The organism is Streptococcus sp. Marseille-P7375 (genome assembly GCF_902460365.1).
GTDB lineage: Bacteria > Bacillota > Bacilli > Lactobacillales > Streptococcaceae > Streptococcus > Streptococcus cristatus_I.
Window position 1 is genome coordinate 866,551 of the sequence record NZ_CABPTR010000001.1, and the last position, 15,877, is coordinate 882,427.

General features: G+C 42.0%; 14 protein-coding genes and 1 riboswitch. Of the genes, 2 read left to right on the forward strand and 12 right to left on the reverse strand.

Going from position 1 to position 15,877, the window contains the following annotated elements:
* The first annotated feature begins 21 nt into the window (after positions 1–21).
* Entirely contained in the window at positions 22–2,163 is a 2,142-nt protein-coding gene (locus FZ954_RS04515; protein ID WP_148877422.1) for an LTA synthase family protein, read from the forward strand.
* A 190-nt stretch (positions 2,164–2,353) separates the two neighbouring features.
* On the opposite strand, the gene pulA is transcribed toward FZ954_RS04515, so the two are convergent.
* The 4 genes from pulA to FZ954_RS04535 form a co-directional block, all read right to left on the reverse strand.
* Positions 2,354–4,651: a type I pullulanase gene (pulA, locus tag FZ954_RS04520; protein ID WP_148877641.1), complete on the reverse strand. Its 2,298-nt coding sequence runs from the start codon at positions 4,649–4,651 to the stop codon at positions 2,354–2,356.
* A gap of 14 nt (positions 4,652–4,665) precedes the next feature.
* On the reverse strand, positions 4,666–5,625 hold the full coding sequence (locus FZ954_RS04525) for a diacylglycerol kinase family lipid kinase (RefSeq protein ID WP_148877424.1): 960 nt from the start codon (positions 5,623–5,625) through the stop codon (positions 4,666–4,668).
* Between the two features lie 8 nt (positions 5,626–5,633).
* A complete protein-coding gene (gene ligA / locus FZ954_RS04530; RefSeq protein ID WP_148877427.1) occupies positions 5,634–7,592 on the reverse strand; it encodes an NAD-dependent DNA ligase LigA in 1,959 nt (652 codons plus the stop codon).
* Positions 7,593–7,694: 102 nt separating this feature from the next.
* The gene (locus tag FZ954_RS04535; RefSeq protein ID WP_148877429.1) at positions 7,695–8,210 is read right to left on the reverse strand and encodes a QueT transporter family protein; all 516 of its coding nucleotides are present in this window, start codon (positions 8,208–8,210) and stop codon (positions 7,695–7,697) included.
* Positions 8,208–8,330, reverse strand: a riboswitch (PreQ1 riboswitch). It overlaps the preceding gene by 3 nt.
* A 28-nt stretch (positions 8,331–8,358) precedes the next feature.
* Between FZ954_RS04535 and FZ954_RS04540 the strand changes: the two genes are divergently transcribed.
* Positions 8,359–8,799, forward strand: coding sequence for a GtrA family protein (locus tag FZ954_RS04540; RefSeq protein WP_125390563.1), 441 nt, complete (start codon positions 8,359–8,361; stop codon positions 8,797–8,799).
* Positions 8,800–8,872: 73 nt separating this feature from the next.
* Here FZ954_RS04540 and FZ954_RS04545 read toward each other — a convergent pair whose 3' ends face one another.
* The 8 genes from FZ954_RS04545 to FZ954_RS04580 form a co-directional block, all read right to left on the reverse strand.
* Entirely contained in the window at positions 8,873–9,580 is a 708-nt protein-coding gene (locus tag FZ954_RS04545) for a B3/4 domain-containing protein (protein ID WP_125390564.1), read from the reverse strand.
* A gap of 8 nt (positions 9,581–9,588) precedes the next feature.
* The gene (locus FZ954_RS04550) at positions 9,589–10,038 is read right to left on the reverse strand and encodes a MarR family winged helix-turn-helix transcriptional regulator (protein WP_045499527.1); all 450 of its coding nucleotides are present in this window, start codon (positions 10,036–10,038) and stop codon (positions 9,589–9,591) included.
* Between the two features lie 416 nt (positions 10,039–10,454).
* Positions 10,455–11,258: a hypothetical protein gene (locus FZ954_RS04555; RefSeq protein ID WP_148877432.1), complete on the reverse strand. Its 804-nt coding sequence runs from the start codon at positions 11,256–11,258 to the stop codon at positions 10,455–10,457.
* 82 nt (positions 11,259–11,340) lie between these two features.
* A complete protein-coding gene (locus FZ954_RS04560; RefSeq protein WP_148877434.1) occupies positions 11,341–12,189 on the reverse strand; it encodes a hypothetical protein in 849 nt (282 codons plus the stop codon).
* Between the two features lie 10 nt (positions 12,190–12,199).
* The gene (locus tag FZ954_RS04565) at positions 12,200–13,120 is read right to left on the reverse strand and encodes a YihY/virulence factor BrkB family protein (protein WP_148877437.1); all 921 of its coding nucleotides are present in this window, start codon (positions 13,118–13,120) and stop codon (positions 12,200–12,202) included.
* Between the two features lie 45 nt (positions 13,121–13,165).
* A complete protein-coding gene (locus tag FZ954_RS04570; protein WP_148877438.1) occupies positions 13,166–14,023 on the reverse strand; it encodes a methionyl aminopeptidase in 858 nt (285 codons plus the stop codon).
* 14 nt (positions 14,024–14,037) lie between these two features.
* Positions 14,038–15,315, reverse strand: coding sequence for a CBS-HotDog domain-containing transcription factor SpxR (spxR, locus tag FZ954_RS04575; RefSeq protein ID WP_148877440.1), 1,278 nt, complete (start codon positions 15,313–15,315; stop codon positions 14,038–14,040).
* Positions 15,308–15,859: a GNAT family N-acetyltransferase gene (locus FZ954_RS04580; RefSeq protein WP_125390567.1), complete on the reverse strand. Its 552-nt coding sequence runs from the start codon at positions 15,857–15,859 to the stop codon at positions 15,308–15,310. The genes spxR and FZ954_RS04580 overlap by 8 nt, the downstream gene beginning before the upstream one ends.
* Positions 15,860–15,877: the final 18 nt, after the last annotated feature.

The window sequence follows — 15,877 nt, forward strand, 5'->3', positions numbered from 1 at the left end:
AAGACAAGGAAGTATCTTTCTGTGAAAAAAATAACCAAGAATTTACTCAATTTTATGAGTACAAGGCTCGGTTTCGTCTTGAGCTTGCTCACGATTTATTGGTTAAAAACCATGTGGGCTTATACCGTTGATTTTAATTTAGATATTCAAGGAGCCTATCAAATTTTTCTGGCTCTGATTAACCCTTTCCCAATTGGACTTTTACTGATTGGACTTGCCCTTTATATCAAGCCGACTAAGCTTTTTTATTGTGTCAGCACGGCTATCTACATCATGCTCTTTGTCTGGTTGGTCTCAAACTCCATCTACTACCGTGAGTTTACCGACTTTGTGACAGTCAATACCATGTTGGCCTCTAGCAAGGTGTCTGCAGGGCTCGGAGCCGCAGCCATGGAACTCTTCCGCCCTTGGGATGCTATCTATATCATTGATTTTCCAATTCTGGGCTGGCTTTTTTATAAAAAGTATATCCGCTTGGATCATCGTAGGTTTAATTTCCGCGCCAGCTTTGCTGTAACGTCCCTATCAGCGATGCTCTTTTCGGCCAATCTTTTCCTAGCAGAAATTGATCGTCCTGAGCTCCTGACACGCGGATTTTCAAATTACTATGTCGTTCGCGCCCTTGGTCTTCCTGCCTTCCTGGGCTACAGTGCCAATCAAACCTATGCTGCTAATAAAGAGCGTTCCAAAGCCTCTGCCAAGGATCTAGAACCCGTTCAACAATATATCCAATCCCATTATGCTGAGCCAAACTCTGAATACTACGGCATTGCCAAAGGTCGCAATGTTATCTATGTCCATCTAGAGAGCTTCCAGCAGTTTCTGATTGATTATAAACTACAGATGGAGGGCAAGGAATACGAAGTTACGCCTTTCCTTAACTCCCTTTACCACTCCAACTCTACTTTAGCCTTTTCAAACATCTTTAACCAGGTCAAGGCTGGAAAGACTTCCGATGCTGAGACCATGATTGAAACAGGTCTCTTTGGTCTTAACCAAGGCTCCTTCATGGTAAACTACGGCGGTACCAATACCCAGCAAGCAGCACCTTTTATTCTATCAAAAAATGGAGACTACACATCTGCTGTTTTCCATGGAAATACAGGTAGTTTCTGGAACCGCAACACCGCCTACAAACAATGGGGCTATAATTATTTCTTCGATGCGTCCTACTTTACCAAGCAAGACGAGACCAACTCCTTCCAGTATGGCTTGAACGATAAAATTATGTTCAAAGATTCCATCAAATATCTGGAACATTTACAGCAGCCTTTCTATGCCAAATACATCACCGTCTCTAATCACTATCCTTATACGACCAGCTTGATTGGCGATGAGATTGGTTTCCCACTGGCAGATACCAAAGACGAAACCATCAATGGCTATTTTGCAACAGCAAACTACCTCGACTCCGCTGTCAAAGCCTTCTTTGACTACCTGAAAGAATCTGGACTCTATGAAAATTCAATTATCGTCCTCTACGGCGACCACTATGGAATTTCTAATTCTCGTAATCCAGCTCTGGCACCTTTGATCAATAAAAACTCTGAGACTTGGTCTAGTTATGACAACGCTATGTTACAGAGAGTGCCATACATGGTCGTGATACCTGGAATGGAAAAGGGAAAAATCATTGATACCTTTGGCGGACAAATCGATATGCTGCCAACCTTGGAGCATTTATTGGGAATTGACTCTAAAAATTACCTTCAAGTCGGGCAAGACCTCCTCTCATCTCAGCACCAGCAAATCGTGGCTTTCCGCTCAACCAATAACTTTGTAACACCAAAATACACAAGTTATAGCGGCCGCATTTACAACACACAAACTGGGGAGGAGATCACTCTGCCAGACGAGTCAACAACAGCTGAACTAGAAGCTATCCGAACAGCCGCAAATACACAGCTGAAGATGAGCGATGCTATTCAGACAGGGGACCTATTCCGCTTTTACACGGGCAATAACCTAGGAAAAGTCAATCCTGATGATTACAACTACATCAACTCGTTGAAAGCCCTCAAGGCCATTGAGAAAGAAAAAGGCGACCAATCAACTAGCCTTTATTCAAAACGTGGCGGTGTATCCTCTGTGGATCTCTTTAATTCACCAAGTTATCGAGCACTTCACCCAGAACAATTTCACTCTAGCACTAGCAGCGAATAGGGAACTAGCGGAGAGTCCTCCAGCTCTTCTAGCTCCTCCAGTTCAAGTGCCAGTCCCTAATCTATGAGGCTACTCAACTCTTCCTAAAACATTGAAAATGTTTTGGGGAGAGTTTTTATTTTTGAAGCACAAAAAAATTGAAGACTTAAGCTGCAAAGCCGTCTTCAATCTTTTCTTATTTTTATTCATATTATGCAATCACTTCAAAAACGGAAGCGGTCAGATTCTCCACATAGAAGGGTCTCTTATGACGACTATTTCCGATCAATAAACGTAGATGATCCGCATTCTCAAGGTAATAGGGCAGGCCACTTGCATTAAAAATGATTTCATAATGTTTTTCATCTTTAATCTCAAAAATGACGATACCACTGCCAGCAAAGGCTTCTCTTACAAAGACATGTTTGTAAATCTCTTCATAGGTTTGATAAGAAATTTCCTTCTGACTTGTCTTTAAGTGAATGATCTGCTTGATATAGTCAATACTCTCCTGATGTTGGCTAATCAATTCCCAATTCACTTGGTTGACAGCATCGGGAGCATTATAGCTATTCATGGCTCTGTCACGGTCGCTAGGCAGGACTTGGCCCTCTTCGCCTGTTCCTACTAGTTTTGTGCGGGAAAATTCTTGGCCCAATTCCATAAATGCCATTCCCTGCATGAGCAAGTTCATAGCTGTTGCCAGCTCAATTCTTTTGGTCCGAGTGACCTCATCATCATCTGGGTGCAAGTCAACCAGCAAATCATGCAGGTTGAAATTATCATGCGCCTCCACATAATTCAGAACCTGAGTTGGTGTCAAATAGGAGCCTAACTCACTGCTGCCCAGAATGGCTTTGGCTATGATATCTTCAGTCGCTTGTCCGCTCACATAACCAGCTTTCAGACCACCGTAGACTTCAGCACCCTTTATCGCATCGCGCTGGGTATCATTGAAAAAGCCAATTCGCGGCAGTTGATAAGCATTGTCTTTCTTAGCCTTGTCCTCTGGCATCAGGCCTGTTCCCATATCCCAACCTTCACCATAAAGCAAAATCCGTGGATCAATTTTATCCATTTCTTCTCGGATGATATTCATGGTGGTGACATCATGGATTCCCATCAGATCAAAACGGAAGCCATCCACATTGAATTCTTCTACCCAATAACGAAGGGAATCAATCATGAATTTGCGGAACATTTCATGCTCACTGGCCGTCTCACTGCCGACACCTGTACCATTTTGGAAAGAACCGTTTGGATTCATTCGGTAGTAATAATCGGGAACCGTTGACTGAAAGGCTGAGTCAAAGGTCGAATAAATATGATTGTAAACCACATCCAAGGTCACAGAAATCCCTGCATCGTGGTAAGCCTGAATCATGGTTTTCAAATCTCTAATGGCCTGACCTGGATCATCTGGATTAGAAGAAAAACTGGTTTCTGGTGCATTGTAGTTCTGTGGATCATAGCCCCAGTTATAGGTAACTTGGCCATTTTCATCATAGTCCTTATGGCGGTCAGAAACCGGCTGGAGCTGCACGACATTGATACCTAGATTGCGAATGTAATCAAAAGTAGTCTGGTCTCCCTGACTATTTCTAGTGCCACGTTGACAAGCACCTAAAAAAGTCCCTCGCAAATGCTCTGCGACCCCTGAACTAGGCGATTTGCTAATATCTCGGATATGCATCTCATAGATGACCGCCTGATTTGGGTTATCTAAACGCCAGGTTGCCTCCTTGCCTTGACATACCTTAAAACCAGCAACAGTCTTGTCCTGTTCGGCAACAATAGCTGAGCGCTTGCCATCTGGACTGGTAGCGATTGTATAAGGATCGCGCGTCAAAAAATGCTGGTTTTCAAAATGAACATGATACTGGTAGGCCTTGCCAGCTAAATCTTCTGGCACTTCCACCGACCAAACTCCGATTGTATTTTTAGCATGATCGTGCGAGTAAATTTCGCCCTTTTCCATAGGGAATTCTTTATAAACAGCTGCTTGATTATCGGAAGTTCCATAGACTAGCAATTCAACCTTTTTGGCTGTCGGAGCCCAAACTTTAAACTCATTTACTTGCCCCTGCAGACGATGCCCAAGCCAACCTTGGTAGCCCCAGCATTCGTCAAAATAATCCGACCGCATAGCCACATCGAAATTATGGGGACGTCGCCGCGAATATTGGTGGCTCGTCGTCGCCGCTTGCAAGGAATAGTAGACCTGATGATCTCCTTCAATCAACCAAACCTCTGTGGGCAAATGAACTGGCAATAAATCAATGTGGTAGTCGCAAGATTGGCTGGACCAGTCTGAACGCTTGACAATCACATGAGCCTGACTGAGAGGTTCCCAACTTTCAAAAGATAGTTCTCCCTGGATACCAAAATAATCTAGTTTAGAAAAAGGTGCTTCTTTTCCCCACTGATCCGTCTGCCACTGCCACAAATCATAAGAAAAGTAATCTCCCTTGGGATTGTGGTAATGAACAATGACTTTATAGTCTATCATTTTCATTTATCTCTTCATTCTAATTTTTCTAAGGAAAGAGCGCTCTCATCGATTTCATCTATATTGGCGAAAAACTCCAGATGATTGTGCAAAACTTCCAATTCTACTGGTGTATCTCCTCCGTACTCACCGTCCAGATTCAACATAAAGGGTGCTTTTTTATCCAATACTTTTAGCTTCAATTTGCTGGTTTTCAGATATTCAACATTAGCATCCGTCACATGTTGGCCACCATTAATTGCTTGTATGATGAGACTAAGCATATCAAACAACTTAGCCGTTTTTACAAGAATCAAGGTGAAATTTCCATCGTCCAGTTTGGTATCTGGCGCTAGTTTTTCAAAGCCTCCGATAGAATTGGTCAAGGCTGCAAAGACAAGCGAAATCTTGCCCTCAAAAACACCATGGTCATGCTCAATCCGTACCTTACGGGATTTGGAGCGTGGCAGCATTTTGGCTCCTTCGGCTACATAAGCCAGATAGCCTAGACGGGTCTTGACTTCACTAGGGACACTGTAAGTCAGCTCTGTCAGCGTACCCGCCGCCGCAATGTTGATAAAGTATTTGCTGCCATAAGCCCGACCGATATCCATCTGAATCGTCTGATTTTTCTCGATAATTCGAGCTGCAGCCACTGGATCTCCCATGGGAATTTTCAAGGCACGCGCATAATCATTGGTCGTACCAGTTGGAATGAAAGCCAGCTTGGGGCGCACATCTAGGCCCGCAACCCCATTCACTACTTCATTGATGGTCCCATCTCCACCAGCTGCTATAACTAAATCAAAACCTGCTCTTGCTGCTCTTTCAGCTTCTCGCTGAGCAGAGAAAGGCTCTGGAGTCGTCTGATAGGCACTGGTCTCATAGCCAACATCTTCCAAGACATCCAAGACTTCGGCAATATTTTTTTTGATAATTTCCTGCCCAGAAGTTGGGTTATAAATTAATCTTGCTTTTTTTATTTTATGTTCCATACTCAGCCTCATAAGCTATCTAGCCAGTCCTCATCTCGAATCTCGATCCCAAGTTCTTGAGCTTTGGTCAATTTGCTGCCGGCATCGCTACCTGCCACCACCAAATCTGTCTTTTTAGACACACTTCCAGCAACATTTGCGCCCAAGCTCAGCAATTTTTCTTTAGCTTGATTCCGTGTTAATTTTTGTAATTTTCCGGTCAATACGACTGTTTTGCCAGCGAGAGCGGCATCGGCTGCCACTTTCTCCCCCAGATAGTCTAGGTTAACGCCAGCTTCTTGTAATTCTTGCAGCAGAAGCTGACTGCCTTCCTGCTCAAAGTAAGAATGCAGACTCTGAGCGATAACTGTCCCCAAGCTGTCAATGGAAGATATTTCCTCTTGACTGGCCTGTGACAACTTGATCATATCGTGGAATTTCTCCATCAAAATCCGACTAGCCTTGCTTCCCACGTGACGGATTCCCAGACCAAAGAGCAATTTCTCTGCTGAATTTTCCTTAGAAGCTTGAATGGCATTATACAATTTATTCGCTGATTTTTCCTTAAAGCCGTCCAAGGTCAGCAAATCTTCTACAGAAAGTCGATAAATTCCAGCCACATCCTTGACCAAGTTCTTATCAAAGACCTTTTCGACCACTGCTGGACCAAGGCCAGTAATATTCATAGCATCCCGGCTGGCAAAGTGAATCAAGCCTTCCTTGATCTGGGCTGGACAGAGGGGATTGATGCAGCGCAGAGCCACTTCGTCCTCGAAATGCACCAGCTCACTCTCACAGCTCGGACAGTGACTTGGTATTTTCAAAGCCTCCTCTGAGACCCGCTTGGACTCCACCACTCGCAATACAGCAGGAATAATATCTCCTGCCTTATAGACGATAACGGTGTCTTTCTGACGAATATCCTTCTCTGCAATATAGTCCACATTGTGCAAAGTTGCTCGGCTGACAGTCGTTCCCGCTAGCTGCACTGGCGTCAGATTGGCTGTCGGAGTCACAACTCCTGTCCGACCGACTGTCCAGTCAACAGACAAAAGCTGTGCTACCTTTTCCTCAGCTGGAAACTTATAGGCGATGGCCCACTTAGGTGCCTTGACAGTAAAGCCAAGCTCCTCTTGCACCGCCAAGTCATTGACCTTGATGACAATACCGTCGATCTCATAAGGCAGACTGTCCCTCTCTTTGGCAATCTTTTCGATAAACTCCCAAACGGCATCGATAGAATTTGCTAGAAAATGAATCGGATTAACTGAGAAGTCCAAAGAAGCTAGCTTGTTCAAAACTGCTTCTTGGCTGCCAGCCTCAGTCGGACTGGCTTCTTGGTAGAGGAAGGTTGCTAGATTACGCTTGGCCACAACTGCTGTATCCAACTGGCGTAAGGTTCCTGCTGCCGCATTTCGAGGATTGGCAAACTCAGGCTCACCGTTCTCCTGCCGCAGCTGATTGACCGCATCAAAGGAAGCCTTGGGCATGTAGCACTCTCCGCGAACCGTAATGTCTAGCGGTTCTTTCAAGGTCAGGGGAATATCCTTGACCCGCTTGAGGTTTTCAGTGATATTTTCACCAACAGAACCATCTCCCCGAGTCGCTCCTGCTACCAAGATTCCCTTTTCATAAGTCAGGGAAATAGAAAGCCCGTCAATCTTGAGCTCACAAATATAGGAAACCTGAGGAAATTCCTTGCGAATCCGCTGGTCAAAAGCCATTAATTCTTCACGTGAAAAAGCATCCTGCAAACTAAAGAGAGGATACCGGTGTGGATATTTTTCAAATCCTTCTAAAATCTTCCCACCCACCCGATGGGTCGGGCTATCAGGTAGGATATCAGTTGGGTACTTTTCTTCTAACTCCACTAACTCACGATAGAGTCTGTCATACTCACTGTCCGATACACTTGGCCTATCTGCCGTATAATACTCATGAGCGTATCGGTTAAGCAATTTGACTAATTCTGACATTCTTTCTTTCATACTTCTATTTTATCACAAATACACAAAATCTTCCTCTATTTGTCCCGAATTCTCACTAAAAAAGAGGACAGAAAAAGAGCAGAAATTCCGCTCTCTGCTGTCTTATTTTGTTAAATCAATCCTTTTTGCAATCTGGTTAATAAGGATAGCTCCAACTATCAAGGAAGCAAATTCTCCAATAGCCGTTGTGAACCAAGTCAGGAAGAATGGCAAGCCTTGCAAGAGATGTAACTCTGCAGCGATTGTCACCATCGAAATAGAGAAGAAAATAGCAAAATAGAAATGATCCAAACGAAGCAAATCTTTGATCAGGTATTGATTCTTATAACGACTGAAAAGATAGACACCTAGTGATAGGAAGACTAAAGTTGACCAACCGCCGACAAAGACGTCAATGATTCCAAAGCTATAGAGATTGGCAATCATACAGCCGATGGTCACTCCCATGATGTATTTACGATTATAAAAGGCCATAAAGTTCATCATTTCAGAAATTCTGAACTGGTAAGCACCATAGCTGATAGCATTTAAAGGGGGCGTAATCGTAAGGGCTACATAAATAGCAGCAACAATGGCAATCTGAATCAAATCACGGACTGATAAGTTTTCTTGTTTCATGTTTTCTCCTTTAGCGCATGAGCGCGTGTAATATGCTTGGCGAAAGAAGCTAAGCGCCAAGGGTTGCGTCAGACGGGAAAATTATCTCCTCAAAATCGACAACTTCACTAGTATAGCATAAATCCTAGAAATGTGATAGACTATGCTTATGAAAACTTTGATTAAAAAATTCTTTGACAATGAGGTTCTATCCTATCTTTTCTTTGGTGTGGCAACCACTCTTGTCTCCGTTGTCAGTCGGATGCTCTGCTATGAATTGACAGGAAACGAATTACTGGCTACGATAATCGGTGATATTTTAGGTATTCTCTTTGCCTTTGTGACCAACGATACCATCGTTTTCAAGCAGAAAAGAAAAGGCTGGCCACTACGATTGGTCAAATTTTTCACAGCCCGACTGGCAACTATGGCCTTGAATTTGCTGCTAACCTTTATCTTTGTCACTAGCTTCCCGCAGATTATTGGTCAATTCGTCCACAACGATATTAAGATGGTCAACACCATTGAAACTCTGATAGCTCAAGTGCTGATTATCGTTCTCAACTATGTCTTCAGCAAAATTTTTGTCTTTAAAAACAAGGCAAAATAAAAATAGCTCGGCTTATTTCTCCTATAAAAACAAATCTGGACCAGATAATTCTGATCCAGATTTGTTTTTATTTTTAGACTTCCAAACTGGGATTTTCAGCTGTCAAGTGGGTAATATCACCCTTGACACCAAAATAGTCCTCAATCAGAGTCTGGAGTTCAGTCATAGCTGCTTGAGCACGCGCCGCCTGCTCTTCGTTGATGGCCTCGATAACCAAAATGGCATACTTGGTATCTTCCGTCAGCATGGTCCGCTGCGCTTCTCGCCAGTTAAGGCAACGGCAGACCGCTCCCTCTTCATCATAGTAGATGATTTCTTCTGCCAAAGCTGGTGCATCAGTCTCAGCTCCCAGTGGAAAGAATGCTTCGCCACCCTTAGCCTTACCCAAATAAAGACCACCGATAATCTTGTCCAAATCCTCTCCGCCACATGGAACCGCATAAGAGAGGGAAACACTATTATAAATATCTACTAAGGGATTGATGGGGTTGAATTCCCGTCCTTGACTGACCCGCTTGAGTAGGGCTTCGATAGAGGAACGCGCTCCTTTTTTGGTCTTAAATTGGCTGAAAGCCTGCCGCCACTCCTGAATAACATCATTCTGAGTGAAATTCTCATCTGGAATAAAGTCTGCTGCTCGCTTTGCGCCCTTATCCAGCAGGGATTTGAAATATGGGTCCTTACTTTCATCAACTCTATTATCCAGCCCCTTGACCACTAAGACACTAATCTGCGCTTCTGGAAACAAAGCCCAAAATTCATTTTCAACTGTAATTTTCATGTTCTACCTCAATAATTTCTTTTCTGACCTTTTTTGACCAGCTCCCAATCCTTTGTAATATTCTCTCGGACGCGAACCAGCAACTTTTCTAACTCTTTTCGCTCAGTTTCTGAAAATTTTTCCAACGCCACCTGTTCCGAATATTCGTTTTCCGCTAAGATAAGAGGATAGAGGGCCGCCCCCTTTTCGGTGACAAACCATTCCTTGTTCTTGCGGTTATTGGCAGCTGGCCGCTGTTCCAGTAAGCCTTTGCTTTCAAGCTTCTTGACTGAACGAGCTACCGTTGAGCGATCCACCTTGAGCAAGTCTGACAGCTCCTCCTGGATAATCCCAGGATTCTCCGCAATCCGCACCAGATAGAGATACTGCCCCCGCGCCAAATCTATGTCACGAAACTCAATATTAGCAATGGAATCCAAAGCCCGAGCAATTATTCCAATCTCACGTAAAATTGACATACCTCCTCCTTCTGAAGATAGTATAACAGATTTTTGTTGCAAATGCAATAAAAATGTTTAAAAATACTTATCTTAGAAAAATTCTATATAGAACTAAACCTCCGCACAGAACTCTTCCGCCTTTCCCTTATCCAGACCATCAAAAAAGAGGCTAGGAAAAAGTCTTAGCCTCACTTTCTGTTAGAAATAGATGCTGGGAAGGTTAGCTGACTGCTTGTTAAGTAATCTCTTGATATGTTTTGATAAAGGTCAGTACAATCACTAGCTAAATTCTCTAGAGTGTAATCTTCACCTTTAAAATCCATTAGTGTGGCCTTATTACTCACATCATGTAATACTACAATATCAAATCAGCTTGAGAAGAGCATAGAAAAACCACCTGGAGTCAAATCAGGTGGAAATTTTCGGATAGATATTTATTTACTAATGCCTCGTTTTTTCTTAACATATTGCTTATACATTTTTGACTTCTTTCCATACCACTCTTCGATAGTATAGCCATACTCTTCACGGTATTTCTCTTGATTTTTATTGACTTCATTAAGATTAAATAATGTAGAGAATGTTGATTTACTCAATGATATTAAGATAATAATGAGAAATATTGGAGCGATGGGTAATAAAGCCAAAAGTAAATGAGCAAGTAAATTTTTAAACCCTGAAATAAGGATACCCGCAATAAAATTTATAAACCATAAAGCCAAGATAACATTTGTATATTTCTTTATTTTCTCCTTGTCAATATCAAAAACTCTAGTATATGACTTTGTTATGAGACTATAAAAAATATAGATAACTGCTACAGAATAAGCTAGCCAATAAATAATCCGAATGATTAAAAAAGGAACAAAGAATTGCAAGCCTAAACATAGTCCAAAAATGCTTAAATGAATAAGAGTGAATAAGACGAGTAAATTGAGTATATAAGCATAAATTCTATTTCTTTTTGAAATGATATAAATAATCATATACATCGCCCAATAAACTAAAAATAAAATACCAAAAACCTTTTCTGGGATAATTAGTTGATACTCTAACTCAGTAAGTGGCTGCAAAAAAGTTATACTATTCTTACTCATATATGTTCCTAAACCAATCGCAAGCCATGGAGCAAGTATACATAGACCAAGAAATAATGGTATTACGAAAATCATTACTAATATATTCCATCGTCGCGTTGTTTCTAGTGCATCATTAATATCTTTTTGTATCTTATCCATTTATTTTCTCCTATTTGATTCAGGTTCCATTGTAAAATGGGCTACCATCACCATAAAAATCGAGTGGGTAAGCCAGCATTGACTAAACTTCCTGATCCAACGATTCTTTGTATCTTTTCGACTCTTTCCCATACCACTCTTCGATGGAGTAGTCAGATAACTGGCGGTAATCTTCCAAATATTTTTTGAGATAGTAGCCTTGAGAATTGTTCACACTTAAAACATACAGAAAGTAAAGGAAGGGGACAAATAATATTGGATTAATGGCTATAAAAATTGAATGAAGGGTACCATTTTGCTGAATAAGATCCGAGTTTGGGAAAAAGATACGGAAAATGACTATTAGGAACAGGATAAGCCCTCCGTACCTTTTTGCAAATACAACAAAACGATCGAGAAAATCCGCTCCTCTATTTGAGTAAGTAGACTCTTGATACAAAATTTCGAGCGTATTCTTCTGAAAATTTTGAAATAGTCTAATAAAGTACAAAATAAAAGCAACCGTATATAATGCGCCAGATAAAATCATTCCTATTATCGTTCCTGCTCCAGCTATACCTATTACTATACACTGCAAACCAAGAAGAAAAATCATAAAATTAACCCATTTATTAAAGTAATAATAGGATAGGATTGACTGATTTTTTATTTTGGTTAGATCAATTATATAACCAACAAACCCTACAAATCCTAATCCAAAAAACGCACCATTTATAAGGCCTACTTTCATAAATAAAAACTGCAGATTTTGAGAATCAACCCAAATACTAAAAAGAAAGATTAGGAATAGGATAAATTGCATTGTAATAATTCCTAAAAGCTTTCCCTCATAACCTTTTTCATTGAAATCCTCAAATGAAGTTTTGATATACTGATCTGTCACTAAATTCATACTTTCCTCTAACGAGGCATTAAAAATTGTTTGTTTCATATTTCACCTATTATACATCTGTATCCTTATCCGCTTTTCCTTCTTCATCAAATCTCAGAATAAGCTCACCACTACGGCTTTCAAAGTGCGATACGAAGCGACTTTGGATGCTCGCATTGAGGACAGCACCGACGATAAGCACCTTGGCAATCAGGATAAACCAAAACATGATAATCACAACCACCACTGAGCCGACAAAACGCACATCTAAAAAGCGATCTAGGTAAGCTTCGATATAAACAGTAAAAAGGTTCATGAGACTATAAATAATAACCAGAACCAAGGTCGCACCTGGTAGCACATAGCGGATTTTGGGAATCTTCACATTGGGTAAAGAAAAATAAAGCAGAATCAGCGAAAGAAAGAGCATCAGATAAATCGTAGGCTCTGTCATGGTCAGCAACTGCTGGTAGAGACCACGGTCAAAGTGCCAGAAATTATAAAGAATCCCAACCAGCATTCGACCGAATATGGTCAAAACAAGCGACAAGCCTAGCAAGACTTGCAAGCCTAGACTCATGATAAAAGCAAAGATCCGCTCCCAGATAAGACCCCGCCCTTGCTTCGTACCATAGCATTTATTAAAAGCCTTTTGCAGAAAAGTCATACTCTGGGAAAAAGTCCACAGGGCAGATAGGATAGAAATACTCAGCAAACCTGTCGAAGGCTTGGTTAGCACATCGCGGACAACCTTGGCGATCGTCAGATACAATGACTCTGGCAGTAAGTCTTTCAGCGCAACCAAGAGCTCATCTGGCCGAATTTGAAAATAGGGCAGAATATTTGCCGCAATCAATAGCAAGGGAAAAATCGAAATCAGAAAATAATAGGCCACAGCAATACTGGTAATATCTGCCTCCGACGCCTGATAAAAATGGAAAAACGCTCTGAGAAATTCATTTTCTCTTATCTTTTTGATGAATCCTGTCACATCTCTCTCCTATTCAAAAAGACTGGGACAAGCCCAGCCCTCTACTTAATAAGTCCCTTCTTCGCCCTGGCTGGTTAGAATCACAGGACCATCTTTGGTAATGACAAATTGATGCTCATATTGGCAAGAAAGACCGCCATCTAGGGTTTTATGCGCCCAACCGGTCTCAAAGTCTGTGTCAATTTCCCAAGTACCTGTATTGATCATGGGCTCGACAGTCAGAACCATTCCCTCCCGCAAACGCAGGCCACGTCCCGCACGGCCGTAATGCGGCACCATTGGCTCCTCATGCATGGTTGGACCAACCCCGTGACCAACCAAATCACGAACTACTCCGTATCCATGACTCTCAGCGTATTCTTGAATGGCTGCACCAATGTCTCCGATACGATTGCCAACTTGTGCGGCTGCAATTCCTCGGTAGAGACATTCCTTAGTCACAGCCATGAGCTGCTGCGCTTCTGGACTAATCTGTCCAACAGCATAAGCCCAGCAAGAGTCTGCGACACCGCCACGGAAGCTTTCTGTATATTGCTTCATCTGCTCTACGTTGTTAAAGTCCAGCTTAGATACATCCAGCTCAGCCTTGTCGACTAAGCCAACAACCATGTCCACACAGATGATATCGCCTTCTACCAATTTTTGATGGCGAGGAAAGGCGTGAGCCACCTCGTCATTAAGAGAACAACAAGTCGCATAAGGATAATCCATGATACTGCCCTCTACGCCAATCTGAAGGGGCAAGGCATTAGCTTCTTTACAGCGCTTGCGGACATATTCTTCGATGTCCCACATGTCAATACCTGGCTTGATCAAATCTCTCAAGCCGATATGAACAGAAGCTAAGAAATCTCCACTCTTGTCCATTAAATCAATTTCACGTTGTGATTTTATAGTAATCATTATTAACCTCTTTACTAAGTAATTTTTACAGTAATCGTTGCTTTGGCAACGATGAGCGAATCTAAGTAGATATCATAGTCAATCACTGCTGTCCGCCGCGTCTGATGAATAATACGTGGCCGAATCTGCAGGACATCATCTATCTGAACAGCCTGAAAGAAATGAATCATCATCTGATCGACGATTAAGCTCTGACTATTCGTCGTCATCAACTGCTGCGTAATCCGAGTGATAATTTCCGTCAGGACGCCATTAGCCAAGACTCTATTTTGCTCCAGCATGAAAGGCTCGACAGTGAAAGAAAAAATATCCTCTTGGCGATGAAGCTTCTGGCCCACCTGCTCACTGAAGGTCGGTAGACTGGAAATCTGTGAGCGGCTCATTTTTTCCATAATATCCCGACGTGTAATCACTCCAAGGAGAGTCTGATTGCCACGCACTACCGGAATCATCTCAAAATCCTCTGCAATCATGCGCTGACTGACATTGGCAATATTTGCTGAAAGACCAGTCATGAAGATTTTTCGGGTCATAACCTTATCCAAGGTAGTCAAAGGTGATTTATCTCCCGCATCCCGCATCGTCACGACACCAACCAGCATTTGATGCTGATTAACGACTGGAAAACGACTAGTGCGATTACGACGAACCAAGTCCAGATAGTCACGAACGGTATCTGTGTCATGCAAGAAACCATATTCGTGACTAGCTCTATAAACCTGTTCTACCGTCAAAATATCAGTTTTAATCTGGATATTGGATAGGGCACGGTTAATCATGGTCGCCACGGTATAGGTATCGTGCTTGGTTCTTAGGACGGGAATTTCAATACGATTGGCCAGTTTTAAAACCTCTGGATCAACTTCAAATCCTCCCGTTACTAGCACGGCATTCTCATTTTCAAGAGCCAAAATCTGAATCTGCGTCCGATCCCCGACAATAAGAAGACCGCCTTCGTTTAAGTAGCGTAGAATATTTTGCTCGGTCATAGCTCCGATGGAGAACTTGTTAAATTCTTTTTCCAGTCCTTTTTCACCGGCAAGAACCTCTGAACCAGTAATATCCGCAATTTCCTTGTAGGTCAGATGTTCTAAGACGACTTTTTTTGACTTCACGCGGATAGTCCCACTTCTGGGTCTGGTTTCGACAATTCCTCTATTTTCAGCTTCCTTGATCGCTCGGTAGGCAGTTCCGTCGCTGACCCCCAAGTAATTTGAAATACTCCGAACACTGACTCGCTTGCCAATTGGAAGATTTTCAAGATAAGCCAAAATTTCCTGGTGTTTACTCATTGAAATCTCCTTTTTCGTAGCGATATTCGGTGTAATCTCTCATCTTTCTCGTATAGCGGTCGCTCCCCTTAAACTGACGGAAGAGCTTAAAACCAGCTTTCAGTGCAACTTTCTGACTAGCAATATTCTCTTCATGCGTAATGATAGTCAGACGCTTAAAATCGAATTTCGTAAAGGAAAGAAAAACCAATTCACAGACAACTTCGGTCATCAAGCCCTGTCCCCAGTAGTCTTTCCTCAAAAAATATCCTAGTTCAGCTTCTTTTTTTATTTCGTCCATTTTTTCAAATTTAATGGAACCAATCATTTCATTCGTTTCCTTATCACAAATTGCCCAGATTCCCAAGGGATTTTTCATAAAATAATTGGCGATAACATATTCACTTTCTTGCAAGCTACTTTCAGTCGGAAAAATAAACTCGGTATTATCCGGATTGGAAGCAATTTTATAAAGGGATTCTGCATCTCCAAAAAGAATCGGGCGTAAAAATGAATGCTCCGTTTCAATAAAAGAAAAAGCTGCTAACTGTGTCCACAAATTCATAGGCTTCCCCTATAAAAA

What these genes read in the sequence shown, in the direction of transcription:
- FZ954_RS04540 (WP_125390563.1), top strand. Translation starts at nt 8,359, where the DNA reads ATGAAAACTTTGATTAAAAAATTCTTTGACAATGAGGTTCTATCCTAT.
- FZ954_RS04525 (WP_148877424.1), bottom strand. Translation starts at nt 5,625, where the DNA reads ATGGAACATAAAATAAAAAAAGCAAGATTAATTTATAACCCAACTTCT.
- pulA (WP_148877641.1), bottom strand. Translation starts at nt 4,651, where the DNA reads ATGATAGACTATAAAGTCATTGTTCATTACCACAATCCCAAGGGAGAT.
- FZ954_RS04535 (WP_148877429.1), bottom strand. Translation starts at nt 8,210, where the DNA reads ATGAAACAAGAAAACTTATCAGTCCGTGATTTGATTCAGATTGCCATT.
- FZ954_RS04550 (WP_045499527.1), bottom strand. Translation starts at nt 10,038, where the DNA reads ATGTCAATTTTACGTGAGATTGGAATAATTGCTCGGGCTTTGGATTCC.
- FZ954_RS04580 (WP_125390567.1), bottom strand. Translation starts at nt 15,859, where the DNA reads ATGAATTTGTGGACACAGTTAGCAGCTTTTTCTTTTATTGAAACGGAG.
- FZ954_RS04545 (WP_125390564.1), bottom strand. Translation starts at nt 9,580, where the DNA reads ATGAAAATTACAGTTGAAAATGAATTTTGGGCTTTGTTTCCAGAAGCG.
- spxR (WP_148877440.1), bottom strand. Translation starts at nt 15,315, where the DNA reads ATGAGTAAACACCAGGAAATTTTGGCTTATCTTGAAAATCTTCCAATT.
- FZ954_RS04560 (WP_148877434.1), bottom strand. Translation starts at nt 12,189, where the DNA reads ATGAAACAAACAATTTTTAATGCCTCGTTAGAGGAAAGTATGAATTTA.
- FZ954_RS04570 (WP_148877438.1), bottom strand. Translation starts at nt 14,023, where the DNA reads ATGATTACTATAAAATCACAACGTGAAATTGATTTAATGGACAAGAGT.
- ligA (WP_148877427.1), bottom strand. Translation starts at nt 7,592, where the DNA reads ATGAAAGAAAGAATGTCAGAATTAGTCAAATTGCTTAACCGATACGCT.
- FZ954_RS04555 (WP_148877432.1), bottom strand. Translation starts at nt 11,258, where the DNA reads ATGGATAAGATACAAAAAGATATTAATGATGCACTAGAAACAACGCGA.